This is a genomic window from uncultured Paraglaciecola sp. (genome assembly GCF_963977085.1).
Taxonomy (GTDB): Bacteria; Pseudomonadota; Gammaproteobacteria; order Enterobacterales; family Alteromonadaceae; genus Paraglaciecola.
In genome coordinates, this window is record NZ_CAXBNC010000007.1 from 139,018 (window position 1) to 156,139 (window position 17,122).

General features: G+C 38.9%; 8 protein-coding genes. 7 read left to right on the plus strand and 1 reads right to left on the minus strand.

Features of this window, described 5'->3' with window-relative positions:
- The first annotated feature begins 365 nt into the window (after window positions 1–365).
- Together AAC000_RS10605 and AAC000_RS10610 are read left to right on the plus strand one after the other, a co-directional pair.
- Window positions 366–2,648 carry a multiheme c-type cytochrome gene (locus AAC000_RS10605; RefSeq protein ID WP_339722524.1) on the plus strand — a complete coding sequence of 761 codons (2,283 nt, stop codon included), beginning with the start codon at window positions 366–368 and terminating at the stop codon, window positions 2,646–2,648.
- Window positions 2,649–2,932: 284 nt separating this feature from the next.
- Window positions 2,933–3,997 carry a glycoside hydrolase family protein gene (locus tag AAC000_RS10610; protein ID WP_339722525.1) on the plus strand — a complete coding sequence of 355 codons (1,065 nt, stop codon included), beginning with the start codon at window positions 2,933–2,935 and terminating at the stop codon, window positions 3,995–3,997.
- Window positions 3,998–4,470: 473 nt separating this feature from the next.
- Here AAC000_RS10610 and AAC000_RS10615 read toward each other — a convergent pair whose 3' ends face one another.
- Entirely contained in the window at window positions 4,471–6,003 is a 1,533-nt protein-coding gene (locus AAC000_RS10615; protein ID WP_339722527.1) for a sulfatase, read from the minus strand.
- Between the two features lie 607 nt (window positions 6,004–6,610).
- On the opposite strand from AAC000_RS10615, the gene AAC000_RS10620 reads away from it, so the two are divergent.
- The 5 genes from AAC000_RS10620 (at window position 6,611) to AAC000_RS10640 (ending at window position 17,069) form a co-directional block, all read left to right on the plus strand.
- Window positions 6,611–8,182, plus strand: coding sequence for a sodium/sugar symporter (locus AAC000_RS10620; protein ID WP_339722529.1), 1,572 nt, complete (start codon window positions 6,611–6,613; stop codon window positions 8,180–8,182).
- A 661-nt stretch (window positions 8,183–8,843) separates the two neighbouring features.
- Window positions 8,844–11,558, plus strand: coding sequence for a TonB-dependent receptor (locus AAC000_RS10625; RefSeq protein WP_339722531.1), 2,715 nt, complete (start codon window positions 8,844–8,846; stop codon window positions 11,556–11,558).
- A gap of 617 nt (window positions 11,559–12,175) precedes the next feature.
- Entirely contained in the window at window positions 12,176–12,718 is a 543-nt protein-coding gene (locus tag AAC000_RS10630; protein ID WP_339722532.1) for an RNA polymerase sigma factor, read from the plus strand.
- 19 nt (window positions 12,719–12,737) lie between these two features.
- Window positions 12,738–13,850 (plus strand): FecR domain-containing protein, encoded by a 1,113-nt coding sequence (locus AAC000_RS10635; RefSeq protein WP_339722533.1) that lies wholly within the window; start codon window positions 12,738–12,740, stop codon window positions 13,848–13,850.
- A gap of 201 nt (window positions 13,851–14,051) precedes the next feature.
- Window positions 14,052–17,069 (plus strand): TonB-dependent receptor, encoded by a 3,018-nt coding sequence (locus AAC000_RS10640; protein ID WP_339722534.1) that lies wholly within the window; start codon window positions 14,052–14,054, stop codon window positions 17,067–17,069.
- Window positions 17,070–17,122 lie beyond the last annotated feature (53 nt).

Below are 17,122 nucleotides of genomic sequence, written 5' to 3' on the forward strand. Positions count from 1 at the left end.
CACTATTCTTAAGCATCATTGGCTAACTCATGGTTCGTATCAGCCAACTAGGAGGACATTTTTCAAACAAAAATTAACCACTAACTTGTTAAAACTGAATCAATTTGAGGTTACAGATTTAGTTGCAATGGTCTAATTATTCTAAACACTTTGTTGGAGATATCATTGCAACAGGTAAATCACCCGATGATAGGGCAAAAACCACCGGTTTATCTTAATGTCGGAGATAAAATATCGCTGGGAATTGAAAAGCTAGGTACACAAAACCAAACTGTGGTTTAGTTGTAATTGTTGTAGTTCTAGTTTGCTATGTGTTTATACTAATTGCATAAACACATAGCGAATATAAATGGCCCCTCTCTTCGATGACATATCAAATATCTATTTTATTAATGCTCTGCATGTTAGTAGTAACACCACTAGTATCAGCCAACACCAAAGACAATTCATCACCCTCATTTGATCAATATATTGGCTCCGATGCCTGCCAAAACTGCCATCAAACTGAGCATCAACTTTGGCAGCAATCAGATCACCACAAAGCCATGCAAGCGCCCAGCACAGAAAGTGTACTCGGTGATTTTAATAATGTTGAGGTTGAGTTTCACCAGATCAAAACGCGCTTTTTTAAAAGCGATAACCAGTATTTTGTAGAAACAACCAATAAACAGGGGGAGCGTCAAACCTTTGATGTAAAATACACCTTTGGTTTCAACCCATTACAACAATACATTTTGGATACCGGCAAAGGCCATATGCAAGCCTTTAATATTGCCTGGGATACGCGGCCTAAAACCCAAGGGGGTCAGCGTTGGTATCACTTGCAACCAGATGAGTCTATCACCCCAGATCACCCTTTTTTTTGGCAACGCCATTTTCAAAATTGGAACAGTCGCTGCGCTGAATGTCACACCACTGGGTATGAGAAAAATTACCAATTAGAAACCAATAGCTTTACGACCCAATTTGCAGAGGCAACAGTAGGTTGTGAAAGTTGTCATGGTCCAGCTAAAACACATCAACAACAAGCCCAACAGGGAGAGTTTTCAACTAACAAAGGTTTTAGCCAAGCATTAGCAACACCACCGGTTTGGGGTTTTGCGGCCAATGACCCTATCGCTAATTTAGTGGGAGACAGTAACACTCAATATATGCAGCAGTGCGCCGCTTGCCACTCTAGGCGGCTACCTATCAATAATGACACTAGTGTTAATCAACAGGATTATCATAATCAGTTTTTATTAGATTTAGTCTCAGCCGGTTCATATTTTGATGACGGCCAAATCAAGGACGAAGTGTTTGTTATAGGTTCATTCTTACAAAGTAAAATGGCCAAAGAAGGCGTGACTTGCTCTAATTGCCATAACCCCCATAGTGGTAAGTTAAAATTTGAAGGCAATCAAGTCTGTACCCAATGCCATAGTGTGAGTACCTATGACGTGCCAGAGCATCATCATCACTCAGCAGAATCAATAGACTCACAAGTGAGTGTACAATGCGTTGATTGCCATATGCCAAATACGACTTATATGCAGGTGGATCCCCGTAGAGATCATAGTTTTGTCATACCCAATGCCGACGTATCTTCTACTGTAGGCTCACCCAATGCGTGTCTCGATTGTCACCAAAAGCAAGGCTTGCCATGGGTAAATCAACAGCTTAAAACCTTATTCAAACAAACAAGCAGCACTACCAGTCAAGCCGCACATTTATCACAACGACATTGGTCACAATTGCACTTACTCGATGGCGATAAAAAAGTAGCCTTCGCACAACAAAAAATGCCAAACTTACCTGCCATAGTCAGTGCAAAATTATTAGAGATCATTAACCAACAACCCAGTCAGGCCTCTATCACGTTAGCCTTACAAAATCTGACTTCCAACGAGCCGATGATAAGACGTGGTGCGATAGCGGTTTTACGTCAATTGCCCCCCGACCAAGCATTTCAATATTTATATCCCCTGCTAAAAGATCCTAATAAGTCGGTTAAATTTGATGCGGCAGGCGTATTGGCTTCTTGGTTGTCGCAAATGCCCAAGCACTTGTTAACAGATTTATCTGCTGTCATAGAGGAATATCGTACATCACTCATGATAACCAGTGACTTTCCAACATCACAAGTTACTCTTGCTCAGCTCGCGTTATCCTTGGGTGATAAAAAACTAGCGCAACAACATTTTGAACAAGCCTTAACTATTGCCCCTAACTTGCCTCTAGCTATGTTGTCTTTCGCTGATTTTTGGAGACAAACCAATAATCAAGAAAAAGAACTAGCATTACTTGAAAAAGCAGTGCAGATACATACCGATTTTTCTGACGTGTTACATCAATATGGTTTACTTTGGATACGTAAAAAAGAATACGTCAAAGCCTCTGAATGGTTAGTAAAAGCCTCTCAATTAGCAGACGCTCAACCTTATTATGCATACGTGGCAGCCACAGCATTAGACACGATCAGCCGTACAAAACACGCAGTTACATTATTGCTTGAAGCTAACCAACGCTGGCCCAAACAACAAGACTTACTTTATTCACTTGCCCTGTATGCGGATAAAACCAAAAACAAAAAAGCGTTACAAGTCGCGATGCTTGACCTCCCCTCTCTGTTGCCAAACAATGCACAAGTTAAACAGTGGATGAATTAACCAAAGGCGAGCTTTTATAGTATTTAGAAGCAGATGTTGGGGAGTCGATATACCTATTTAACGACCCCCTGACATTGTCGATTCACTTAAATCAATCCTCCAATAATGGCCTAAGCATGCCCCTCATGCTCCACGGCCTATTGTCGTAAACAAATTTCATTACTTCGGGAAACAGTTCTACCTTTTGGTTTTTACGGGTTTAGGCATTCCAGATTGTTTTAAGATCAATAGATTGCAAAATTTCCAAATACAGCATCCAAAGCAAAGAATAGAGGCTCGATAAAATGACAGTTCAAAAATATTGTGTAAAAAGTCTGCTTGCCTGGATGCTCGCTTTGCCATCACTTTGCTTCGCTCAAGCAACAGAATTTGATTATGAATACGTGGGCGTAGCATTGCAGCGTGAAGGGATGCATATTTGGGGATCTTCGCCAGTGATTGGGCCAGAAGGCAAAGTTCACCTGTACGTTGCTCAGTGGCCCATGGATACTCAGTCAAACTTCAGTGGATGGTTTAAAGACTGTGAAATTGCTCACTACGTGGGTGACACACCAGAAGGTCCTTTCGAATTTGTTCGCGTGGCTGTACCTGATCAAGACGGTTCTTTCAATTCCCCACATAACCCAACCATTAAAAAAATCGATGGCCGTTATATACTTAGTTTTATCGTTAACGAAAATAACAATTTAAAGACCCAAAGGATCGTCATGTATGTCGCTGACGATTTAAACGATACATGGAAAGCGGCAAGTGGCGCAGAGGCAGATGGAACAATATTACGCAAGTCCACTAAAGCAACAGATTGGAACTATACCGGCCAATTAGGTGTGTCAAATCCGACCTTGATCAAACGTAATGATAAATACTTTCTCTACAACAAGTCGGTAGTCAAAAAGGATCCAAAAGCTAAGCGTGGTAACTATACTTATGGCGTTGCGATATCGGATAAACTCGAAGGCCCCTACCTACATCAGGCAAAACAGGTAACCGAAATAGGGATGGGCATTGAAGACGCTTATGCCTTTAACTTTAATGATTCGGTGTATCTGCTTAGCCGTGATTTTGGAAGAATAAAAGGCTCTCATGGCGGAGGTCTGTTATGGAAATCCGCTGACGGACTACATTTCCCCAACACAAATATAAGCCGATCTTTTGAACACCTTTCCCATTATATTGGCGAAGCTCCACTGAGGGACGCAGTTGTACATAGAGGGGATAAAAGTGGTCGCTTAGAACGCCCACAGATTTTATTTATAGATGAAAAACCCGCATATCTTTATATGGCAACAGGGACCAATGCTACGGCAGGGCATGGTAGCTTGTCCCATATATTTCGAATCAAGCCATAAATAATAAAGATATCTAATGTGATAAATACGCTAGCGCATTTCCCCAACAACAAAGAATCCAAACCTGCCAATTATTTTCTCATTGGCGACCCAATCTCAATTGATTATTACCTTGAGGCGTAAACACAGCCGAAGAAGTAAATACATCGGTGGATCCAACTAAAAAAGTTTCTGATTATGTCAAGATGTTGGCGTGCAAGCATCTAACCAAAAGCCCCTCTATCCAATAACTAATACCGAGGGGCGTAGATCTGTTATTTTAACCTTTGATTCGCCTGAAATTGCATATCACACGTACAGTGGCTTGTTAATCATTGAACAGGTTAAGCACAGTGCGAATGACTATTTTCCCTTCAGCTTAACCCATTATTGGCTATCGCTCACTAACCAAAACTCCGCGAAAACTTTACCATTAGTTATAGTTAAACCAGCATCATGTTCAAAATAACCCGTAATATTTAAAGTATATGGTCTTAATTCGGAGTCCAAGGTGATTTACCTGACTTTTCTTGTAAAAACTTAGCGTCTACATCCACATACCAGTTATGCAAAATTTTGGTTAACTCGTTCAGTTTTTGCGGATTTGTCTCTGCTAAATCCACTAATTCTCCTGGATCCTTACTTAAATTGAATAAGTTTTGGCTGCCATCTTCAAATCGTTCAATCAACTTCCAATCGCCTAATCGTACAGCACTACCAGGGAAACCTCCTTGATTTGAATAATGTGGATAATGGAAAAACAATGGCCTAGTTAAGTCTTTGGTTATGTCATCACCGGCTAACAACGACTTTAACGAAATACCATCAATAACATCTTTGTTATCAGGTTTTATCCCCACTAGCTGGGTCAAGGTTGGATAAAAATCAGTACCAAATACGGGGGTATTGACCTCAATACCGGTACTAGAGGTGTTTGGAAGTTTGACAATATAAGGCACTTTTATACCGCCTTCATACAACCAACCTTTACCACCGCGCAACGGTAAATTTGAAGTAGGAGAGCCTTCTGAGGTTGATAACCCACCGTTATCAGATGTGAATACTATAATGGTATCTTTGTCTAAACCGGTTTGTTTTAGTTTGTCTAATATGCGCCCCACGTTATTATCCATTTCTTCCACCATGGCAGCATATGTAGCATGATTTTGAACAGTTCTGACTTTACGGGGCGTATCCACCGGCCACACTTGTTCTTCCACTTTAAAATCACTATCTTTATTTGTTAGACCTAGCTGTTTAGCTTTATTTTCATATTTATCTACCGTTTCCTGAGGTGCCCCTAACGGTGTATGCACTGTGTAATAAGCCAAGTACATAAAGAACGGTTTATCCTGTTTAGCATAACCATCCAGTAAATTGATTGCTTCATTGGTCAGGCGCTCTGTCAAGTATTCACCTTCTTCGCCATCACTTAAACGTGGGTTTTTGTGGGGTGAGAAATAACCACTTGGACTACCAGCAGCATGACCACCAACATTCACATCAAAACCATTATTTTCAGGCCAATGCTTTTCTTCACTGCCTAAATGCCATTTACCTAAAAATGAAGTGGTATAACCGTTTTCTTGAAAGGTTTCCGCCATCGTTTGCTCCTCTGAGGCGAGAAAGCCTTTAATAGCAGCTGGTTCAAAATTTTCGGCGCGGCGTTTACGCTTATCATGTCTGAAAAAGTCAGTGCTATCGACTCTTGAAGGATGTTTCCCTGTTAATAATGCATATCGAGAGGGGCTACAAACTGGATTTGCAGAATAACCATTGTTAAATTTGGTTCCGGTTAAAGCTAATTGGTCAACGTTAGGCGTTTCATAAAACGAGTTTTGGTTATAGGCCTTAATATCTGAATACCCAAGATCGTCGACTAAAATAAACACCACATTACTATTTTTATTTGCCTCTATTAATGTAGATGTTTTATCAATGTCCTTTGCCATTATATTCGTTTCCATATTCCCACTGCAGGCAACAAATAAATAACTGATTAGGACAAGTACGGCCATTTTTTTCATGTTTAAACCTTAATTTTATTCAAATAATGTGAGTTGTTTACATCTGTATTGTTCAGATCATTTTAATCTCGTGTCTTCACTCGACGCTGGAGGATTTGCCTTTAGAATCCCAAAGGATGAATATAATCCGCGCAACCGTCCATATCAGCTTTCTTACATTCAATTCATTGATACCTGTAGATCCATAACAAAAATGCAGGGTAAAACCGTAAACAAAATGTAATAACTTTATGTGTACTCTTAATGTAAGGTTTATTGATAAGGACATTATGAGAAACATCATATGCGCTAATTAAATAACGGGGAGTCATCAAGACACACTGATAGAGCAAAAAACTAACATCCAATTTTATGTAATACTTTCAATAACATGCAGAAATAAAGCGAAAAAAATAAACTTGTCAGCATGATAAACTGACGTAACGGGCTATCCATTCTTGTACACCAAACATAATATTTGTTTACCCTTCAATAACATTGTTAAATACTTGTTGGCAATTTTACGGTAAAAGTGCAAAACACTGTTTAATCATTAATTGACGTGGCTAATTCTGACAATCAGGATCGCTATAGACCACAAACAACTTGATAATAATTAGGAAACTAGATGAATTTAGCAAATATCGACATCGGTATTTTTGTTGTGTATGTAGTTGGGCTTTTGGTTTTAGCTTTATACATTTCACGAGCCGAAAAAAACCACGAGCGTGACACCAAAGATTACTTTTTAGCGAGTAAATCCTTACCCTGGTGGGCCATTGGAGCATCCCTTATTGCCTCTAACATATCCGCCGAACAAATCATTGGTATGTCAGGTTCAGGTTATGTACTAGGACTAGGTATTGCCTCATATGAATGGATGGCCGCTATTACCTTGATTATTGTCGGTAAATATTTCCTACCAATATTCCTAAAAAACGAAATTTACACTATGCCGCAATATTTGCAGCAACGTTATGATGGCCGTGTTAAAACAATCATGGCGGTGTTTTGGATTGCCGTTTATGTATTTGTAAATTTAACTGCGGTGTTATGGTTAGGTGGATTAGCCATCACGACTATTACTGGGGTTGAATTAGCCTACGGAATGATATTCTTAGGTTTATTCTCTATTGCTTATTCATCTTACGGTGGACTAAAAGCAGTGGCTTATACCGATATAATTCAAGTAGTTCTATTGGTACTCGGTGGCTTAATGTTGACCTATATTAGTTTAGATTTGGTGTCCGAAGGCAATGGCGTATTAGCAGGTTTCTCAATATTAACCGAACAAGCACCTGAAAAATTCGATATGATTTTCGCCGCTGACAGCCCACATTACATAAGCTTGCCTGGCTTATCTGTATTGATTGGCGGAATGTGGGTCATGAATATTTCTTATTGGGGTTTTAACCAATATATTATCCAGCGCGCTTTAGCAGCAAAAGACTTAGCTGAAGCACAAAAAGGTATTGCCTTTGCTGCATGTTTAAAAATATTGGTGCCTTTCTTTGTGGTTGTTCCAGGTATCGCAGCTTCTATCTTGTTTACCGACTTAGACAAGGCCGACCAAGCCTACCCAAGTTTAATGAATTTGATGCCTGTAGGTTTAAAAGGTTTAGTTTTTGCCGCATTAGTTGCGGCGATAGTTTCGTCACTCGCTTCGATGTGTAATAGCGTTTCTACTATTTTCACCATGGATATCTATTCACACTTCAAAAAAGATAAGAGTCAAAGTCACTATGTTAAAGTGGGTAGAATTGTCAGTGTGAGTGCGTTAATTATTGCCATGATCTGCGCCAAACCATTGCTTGGTGAATTCGATCAAGCCTTTCAATATATTCAAGAATTCACCGGTTTCTTCACTCCGGGTATAACAGTTATATTTTTGTTGGGTATGTTCTGGAAAAACATGAATTCGATGGGCGCTATATCAGCTGCAATTGGCTCAGCCGCATTATCTATCGTATTTAAGATTTTACTCCCAACTATGCCCTTTATGGACAGAGTTGGATATGTATTCTTAAGCTGTGTGGTATTGGCCGTAGTGATTTCTTATCTGACCCGAAAAAATTATGTCGCCGGTGGAACAGGTGTTGTGTCTCTCGATGAAGTGGACTTCAACACTAAAGGTTCATTCAACATATTATCCATCAGTATCATCATCATTCTAGTCGCGTTATATGCCACTTGGTGGTAGCGACTGTTAAACGTTAAATCCCAAAGGCAATGCTAATCCCATTGCCTTTTTTATTGTCTATTCAAATATCCATTAACGCCGCCTAATTGAACAACACTCTATTCACAGCACAGAAGTAATGCTCAATCGTATAAAAAACCTTTGCTGATGGTTCATTTATAGCGCTGCAAGCTAATGAATTAGGGCTGCATTCAGTAACAATGAACATGCCTATACCACTAAACAGATATAGGCATGTTTGAGATTATTATCATTTAATCTTTCGATTTTGGTGTTTCCCCATTCAGGTATCATCCAGCATCTTTTAAGTGATTCTTGAGGAAAGGGTTGTTTATTAAACCTAGGTAGGGAAATCTCCAAAAGCCAATATACCGCTTACCTTAAAAGTGAACGGCATTCGCCTTATTAGTCCACTTTATTTCTTTCTTTTATTCACCAAGAACGACTTATGTTTATAAGTTGTAAAAAAAAATCACTTCATGTTACGGCTTTCGACTTTGGATATGTCTAATAAATACTTTAGGAGAACTAGCTGAAAGAATTTTTTGTTAAATCTCAACGAATAAATCTTCTAATTCTATAAAGCCATGATCCGCTAGCAAATGTTTGATTTGTATCATAGCTATCATAATTATTAATAAAATGTACCTGGGAGTTACAATTGAAAAAATTTAATTATAAAAAAACAATTTTGGCAGTGTTAATTGGAGCATATGCGAGTGGCGGTTTTGCCCAAGAATTAGAGAAAAAAGAAAAAACAATTCAAAATGAAACAGAAGTGATTTCAGTTACCGGTTTAAGGGGGAGTAACCTTCGAGCCTTAAATAATAAAAGGTATTCTGACTCTATTGTTGATGGTATTTCTAGTGAAGACCTAGGTAAATTTCCTGATCAAAACGTGGCGGAGTCGTTACAACGTATCACGGGTATTTCTATCGATAGGAATGGCGGCGAAGGACAATTTATTACTGTACGGGGATTTGGACCAGAATTTAACTCGGTACTTTATAATGGACGAGTCTTAGCAACTGAGAACTCTGGCCGTGAATTTAGTTTTGATGTATTGGCTGCTGAAGCTATTAGTGGTGCAGATGCTTATAAGTCAGCAACCTCTGAATTAATTTCTGGTGGCATAGGAGCAACAATTAATTTAACCACGGCTAAACCTATGGATGTAAAAGGTACACGCGCTGCTTTTAGCACCAAAGCAACTCATGACACCTTATCAGAAGCGACTTTCCCCCAAGCTTCGGGCGTTTATAGTATCTCAAATGACACTTTTGGGGCTTTAGTATCTCTTAATTATGTTGAACGAGAATATAGAGTTGATACCGCCTCTACAAACGGCTGGTTGATAGATGATATAAGTTACGTTCCGAATCAAACTGGCTCGGGCGATTTTTCAAACGTTCGTATGCCTCGAGGTATTGATTTCAAAACGGATGAAGGAACTCGAGAGCGCTTGGGCGGAACCGTAGTGATTCAGGCAAAACCCACTGATAACATTGAGATGACCCTAGATATTTTGTATTCAAAATTTACCGTCAAATCATCCGTAATGACGTCAGCAAACTGGATGCACAACTGGACTGATGGTATTGAATATGCAACGGTTGATGAAAACAATACATTACTTGCTTATCAATATGATGACACACGTAATTTTGCAGCTGACTTCGTTCAGCAGTCCTATAACCGTCCTACTGAATCGAAACAAATTGGTTTCAATTTAAATTGGGTAGCATCAGATGATTTGCTCGTTACATTTGATACGGCTTTTTCTAATGCCGTCAATAACAGTGGTGGTACGGGGAAATTTGTGATTACTGGCTCTCCTGAAGCTAACCCCCACTATAGTTTTACTCCAGGGGATGATTATGGTTCATTAGTTTTTGACCGTTCTGTAGATGCGAGTACTTTACGTAGCCATGGTACAACCTTAAATGGTAGTGATGTCAGTGATAAAATTTCACAAACAAGCCTTGATGCCGAGTATATTTTAGATACAGACTATGCTGATAAAGTAACTGTGGGCGTGTACACCTCGAATAGAACTAAAGGCGGTAATGATTACAGTTCTTTTAATGGAGGCGTATTTAGTGGTTATGGTTTTGATGTTCCGGATGATATTTTTGAAGCGGTAGATCAAAGTGATTTTCTCGATGGCAATGTGCCAAGTACTTGGTTTACTTTTGACCCTTACGAATATGTTGATTTTCTTTGGTCAGATGCACACATACAAGAGTTTATTATTGATGCTGAGCATAACTTAGCTGACACTATTCAACTTCGTAAAGATAATGGCGGTGCCTACCCTAGATTACAACAAGATAGCATTCACTCTGTAAACGAAAAAGTGTATGAAGCCTTTGTGAAACTAGACATAATGGCAGAGCTTGGTGATATATCAATGTCAGGTAACGTTGGACTGCGTTACTCTAAAACAGATCTTGTTTCCACTGGTTATACATCATTCCTTACCGATATCACACAGAATCCTAATGACCCAACAGGTTTGATTTTACAATATAGTGATTCAACGCAAATAACAGAAACGAATGATTATTCGTACCTATTACCCTCTTTAAATCTAAAATTTGATGTGACAGACGAGCAAGTTGTTCGTTTTTCATCGTCTAAATCAATTGCTCGTCCAACGTTAGGACGTCTATCGCCAGGATTGGGAGGATATAACGGTCGTCTCAATGCCAGTACAGCAAGTGGTGGTAATCCACAATTAAACCCATATGAATCACTCAACTTAGACTTATCGTGGTCTTGGTATTACGGTGAAGCCAGCCATCTTGGTGCTGCCGTTTTCTCTAAAGATGTAGATAACTTTATTGCTCAAGTGACAAAGCCTGAAGTCGTACTTGAAAATAATGAGTTTGGAGAATTTTTAGTTACAAGGTCTCACAATGCAGAATCTGCAAAGATATCTGGGCTTGAACTAGCTGTGCTGCATACTTTTGAGAATGGTTATGGTCTACAAGCTAACTACACGTTTGTGGAATCAGACGATGATTATAATGCTATAACTAACCCTGATGCATTTGCTTTGGAAGGATTGTCAAATTCTTATAACTTAATCGCATTTTATGATGCCAATGATATCCAATTACGTATTGCTTATAATTGGCGTGACGAATTTTTGCAAAGTGCTTTAGGTAGTCAAAGTCAACCTGAAATGGTTGAGGCTTATGGGCAATTAGATCTTAGTGCTAGCTATGATATTACAGAGAAAGTGACAATATTTGCCGAAGGCACAAACGTTACAAATGAAAACACTCGATCATTCTCAATTTATCAAGAGCGTTATTTAGATTATACCGATACAGGCGCTCGTTTTTCGATTGGAGTAAGAGCTAGCTTCTAAATAAATGTACGTGGTTGAATTTAAATTCAACTAAATTGCACTCATTCCCCGGAACTTTATTCGGGGAATTTTTAGTTATGTTTACATAAGGATGGCCATTTTTCCTATCGCGGTCGTTGTCTTCTTCACTTCATCAAATTGACTCTTCATTTAACCCTATGATTTGTTTGGCCGGTGTGTCATAAAGCATACTCCCTAACCCACCGTTTCTAACTGGTTACCCATTATCCTAATTAACCTTAGATTGTTCGAACCATATTGATAATGGCGTCTCAACTTTAGGGTTTCATTGACAAGTCTGAACCGCCAAAAGTACTAAAAACGAAAACCACACCCCCAACCTAGAATGGATAAAGCAGAAATGGAATAAAGTTATATTTTGGAGTTTCTTCGAACCTAGCGTCAAGTATTAGGAATATAATTTACGGTTTTTCAACCTCAACTTGTTTAATGAGTCAACAAGAGAGTATTCTCTGGGGCCAAGGGCAAACAAATGTTTAAAACATTACAATTCAACCTATTATCAAACAGTTTATTGCGCGGAAATAGCTATGTGTCATCCCTTCCCATGAAAATTTGTATTAACCAGATTCTGAAGCATGTACAGGCTCAATAATATGACAAAAATTTCTCAAATTTTCATTGATAACAGCGACTTTTTAAAGCGCTTTTTAATGAAATATTTGAAGTCAGAACAAGCAATAGAAGACATTGTGCAAGAAGTGTATATCAAGGCACATAACGCAGCTTTAAGTAAGGAAATTGAGTATCCTAAAGCTTTTTTATTTACTATTGCGAAAAACTTAGCGTTAAATGAATTGAATAAAAAATCACTGCAACGAACTGTTTATTTAGAAGATAGCAATAGTGAAGAACATGAGCCAATAGGCGCAACGTTAGAGCAACAGATTGATGCGAATAAATCAGTTGAAATTTATTGCAAAGCAATGGCTGATTTACCCGAAAAATGTCGCAAAGTTTTTTTGTTGCGTAAGATCCATGGTTTAAAGCATCAGACCATTGCAACAGAACTAGGGATATCTTTAAGCTCTGTAGAAAAACACCTTAAAACTGCCATGTTAAGTTGTCGAGATTACTTAAAGCGTCACCAAATTGATTTGCATGGCGTGACAACCGTTGAAAAGAAACAACTAAAATGAAAAGTCGGAAATAAGCATAATGAATCACAATATCCTAAAATTTGCAGCTTCAAAATCCATTGAGGATATCGCCGCAGATTGGCTAGTTAAAATGGACGGTGATTTTGCGCTTAACGAGGTTGAGCGAAAGGAATTCACAGTCTGGATTAATAGTCATCCTAGTCACCGCCAAGAGTTTTTATCTTTGGCCCAAATATGGGACGATGCGCCTGTTGAACAAATCCATCAAATGTTAAGTGCTCACAAAACAACGGAGCAAACACAGACATCGACTTGGCGACAACGTATGCTAAAGCCCGCCTACGCTTTGTGTAGTGTGTTTTTTGTGATGGCGATGTTTCTTGGCTTCTCTGATGATAAAACCAATGAGTATTTAACAAATGGAATATATATAACCAATATAGGCCAACAACAGCAATATCAATTGGACGATGGTTCTTCGATATTTTTAAACACCGATAGTCGTGTTCAAGTCGAATATAATGACCAAACTCGTAACGTCTGGTTAATATATGGTGAGGCTCATTTTGATGTGGCTAAAAACCCCAACAAACCCTTCCGAGTTTATGCAGCGGGCGGAAGAGTGCAAGCAGTAGGCACGGCGTTTAATGTCAGGCTAACAGATAAGCTATTAGATGTACTCGTCACAGAAGGAAGAATAGCGTTGTCTGCGGCCATTGAAGAGTTTGTTGTCACTCCTTTTACGCTTCCCAAAACGGAAAGTGATGCCAGTAGAATGAATACTATTTTGTCCGAAGTTGGCACCTTAGACGCAGGCCAAAGAGTAGAACTTAATGCCATATTTGAAGGACCTGGTGATTTAAAACGCGTAGCCAGCAATATAGAAACTCTCAGTGAAAGCGAGTTAGCCCGCAGACAATCATGGCGCTCTGGTACATTAGTATTTGATGGACAATCCATGAGTGACTTTGTAAATGAAGTATCTAGGTTTACTCATGCAACTTTTGTTATTAACGACCCTCAAGTTGCTAATATTAAGGTAGGCGGACGTTACAAAATAGACAAACTTGATCAAGTATTAATTGCACTTGAAGAGACCTTTAACATTCATGTATCGCAGCTAAGCAATAGTAAATATTTATTGAGCAAAAAGGAAGAAAGTAAACCTTAACCTTTAGCAGTAACTTTATGCTAGTTCACTTTTAAATAACATTAAACATCAGACACTTACAACGTAGGAAAAGTTAAATTTCAATTATGATTTTTACCTGAAAATCGCTACTAATTAATCCATATAATTGTATAATGGCGCTACAAAAAATTAACATTCGTTTTCTGTTTAGGCTGGCAGCGACGACAATTGATGTAGCGCATGTTTTTCAAACAATCCTTGATTGCTTTTTTTCTGTTATTACTGAGTTCTTCAACATTTTCGGCCACCTCAAATAGGTACCCTATTCATATCAAGGCTGGTAAAACAGCCGTATCTCTTGGGGTATTGGCTGAACAAACAGATTTGCTTATTCTTTACCCTTATGAACTTGTTAGCGAAAAAAAATCAGTTGCTGTCACCGGAAACCTAACAGTTAATGAAGCGCTTACAATTTTATTAGAAAATTCTGGATTAGAGGGAAAGAGTAGCCCAAGTGGTCTGTACAAAATTAGTAAAATCCCCGCCCCAGAAATACAGCCGGTCAAAGCAAGTGCAGTCCAAAAGCAAGAGCAAGTAATAGAAGAAATTGAGACCCATCTCGATGAACATCCAAGTGAGATAATTTCTATTGTAGGTCATCTAACCAAACATCAACAGAGGCGTTTAAAACGGCGATATTCTAATTTGATTGTGGCCAACCTAAGCTTAGATAATAATCATAAACACGTTCAACATAATATTGGTGACTTACTTCACTCAGCAGTGGGCACCAGTATCGATTACCGCAAACGAGAAGGTTTATTTTTGACCGTTAGAGGCTTCGGTCCAGAACTCAACACTGTGCTCTACAATAACCACCAACTACCCACCACGAGTTTAGGCAGTGGCTTTAGTTTTGATACCTTATCATCTGAGATTTTTTTATCTTCAGATATCTATAAAACCCAAGCAACAGAGTTAGTATCAGGAGGAGTTGGTGCTACCGTTAACTTAGTAACTCAGCCATTAATCGGTGAAGATAGTTACGAAATTAGAGGGGGCCTGACACTTTCTGCTAGTGATGATGGTGATTATTTTCCTGAGCTATTTGCGTCGTTACATTATTCAGGCAAACAATTTGCCAGTATATTTTCGATGAACTTTCTTCAACAAGACTACCGTATTGAATCAGCTAATACTGACGGGTGGTTCGCAGCAGATTTGAGTGATGTTGAATACAAAGAAGGTAGCCAAGACTATAGCCAAGTATGGGTACCGAGAAATTTCGACTTACGTATAGAGCAAGCGAAAAAGAAACGTATGGGTATCACCTGGGTAAGCAAATTAAAGTTAACACCTGACTTGTACTTCACTACTGACTTAGTCTATTCACGGTTTGATGTGTTGTCGAACATTACATCATCTGGCAACTGGACACATATATATGGGAAGACAGAGAATGATACATTTGAGTCTATAACGGTCGACGAAAATGCTACTTTGACAAGTTACAGGTATAAAGCTGAACAATCATTTGCTAGTGACTTTGTACAATTAGTTCGCAATCGTCCGAGTGAAATGTTTCATCTAGGGTCGAAAATGAGCTACGACTATTCACAAGCATCTAGCATGACTATTGACCTATCTTATGCCCTTGCCAAAAGTGACAATGGCGGCAACCGGCGTTTTTCTGCTGTAGGCTCTCCCAATGCTAATCCTGAATATACGCTCCTACCCAATCGTCCATATGCCAATGTAAGTTTCGAACAGCCCATTCAGGCAGCAGATTTACGTAGTCATATTACCATTGATACTGGTGACGATGTGCAAGACAAAATATTTCAACTCAAGGTAGATATGGAAAGCATACTCAGTGATGATAATTGGGAACAAATTAATCTAGGCTTATATTACGCAGACAGAAACAAACAAAAAGTAGCATTTCGTACCCCTTGGGGGGGAGAATTCGGGGGCTATGAGTTTGATTTGCCAGATGAGTTTTTTAGGCAGATCGATGCCAGTGATTTTTTGGAAGGAGGCGTACCCGAGGTGTGGTATGGCTTTGATTCACAACAATATATAGACTACCTTTGGTCAGACGAGCATATTCAACAAGCTATTATAGATACTCAACATCCATTAGCGGACACCATAGAATTACGTAAACAATTAGGCGGCTTTAACGCCACTGAACTACCAAATAGTAGCTGGCATATTCAAGAGCAGTTGGCTGAAGCCTATATCAAAGCATTTCTAAGTGGACAAATATTCAACTTAAATTGGTCAGGACAAATGGGGTTGCGCCTATCTGCCACAAGGATTAATGCCGATGGTTACGATCAAGCGATCCAAGACCTGACTTTTAGCACCACAGACCCAACTGCTTTGCTCATTACATATGCTGAAACTTTGCCAGTGTTCGACTCAAATAGTTATTTTAATTGGTTGCCCAATATCAACTTTAAGCTTGACCTCAATAACGACAAATACCTTAGTTTTGGCATGTCAAAAACAATATCGCGACCAACCTTAAGTAAATTAGCCCCTACTTTAGGAGAATATGCAGCAAGGGCCGGTGCAAGCACCGCAATAAGAGGTAATCCACAATTAAACCCCTATGAGTCAATTAATTTAGATATAGGGTGGTCTTGGTTTTTTGATGAGACTGGATTGGTCGATCTCACCTTATATTATAAAAGTGTCGACAACTTTATTATGCAACGTGTCGAGTTTGAAACTTTACTTGACCACCCAGAAGGTGAGTTTTTAGTCGCAACACCTTTTAATTTAAGTCGTACGTCTTTCTTTGGCTATGAATTTGTTTATCAAAATCAATTCGAGTCTTTGCCCTTTCCTTTTGATGGAGTCGGGATTGAATTGCGTTATACCCATGTTGATGCCGAACCATTTGAAGCCAATGATATTGATAAAGATGACGTTATTGAAGGACTGTCAGACAATTATAGTTTGGTGCTGTATTACGCTCAGGACAAATTTAACGGGAGTTTAATCTACCATTATCGTGATGAATTTGTGCGTAAACAGAGTGGGCTACAAGGGCAACCAGAAATGGTAGAGGGTTACGGTCAGTTGGACCTAAAATTAAGTTACCAATTGTCAGATAACTTATCTATATCTTTAGAGGGGCAAAATCTGGCCAGGGAAAATCCCCGTAGCTTTTCTCTGTATAACGAACGTTTATTATCTTATGAGCAACATCAACGCAATTTTACTCTGGGTCTAAATTTTCGTTTTTAATTTAATCACCATATAAGCTTAAGCCTGATAACTCGAGTTTAAATTATCTCGAC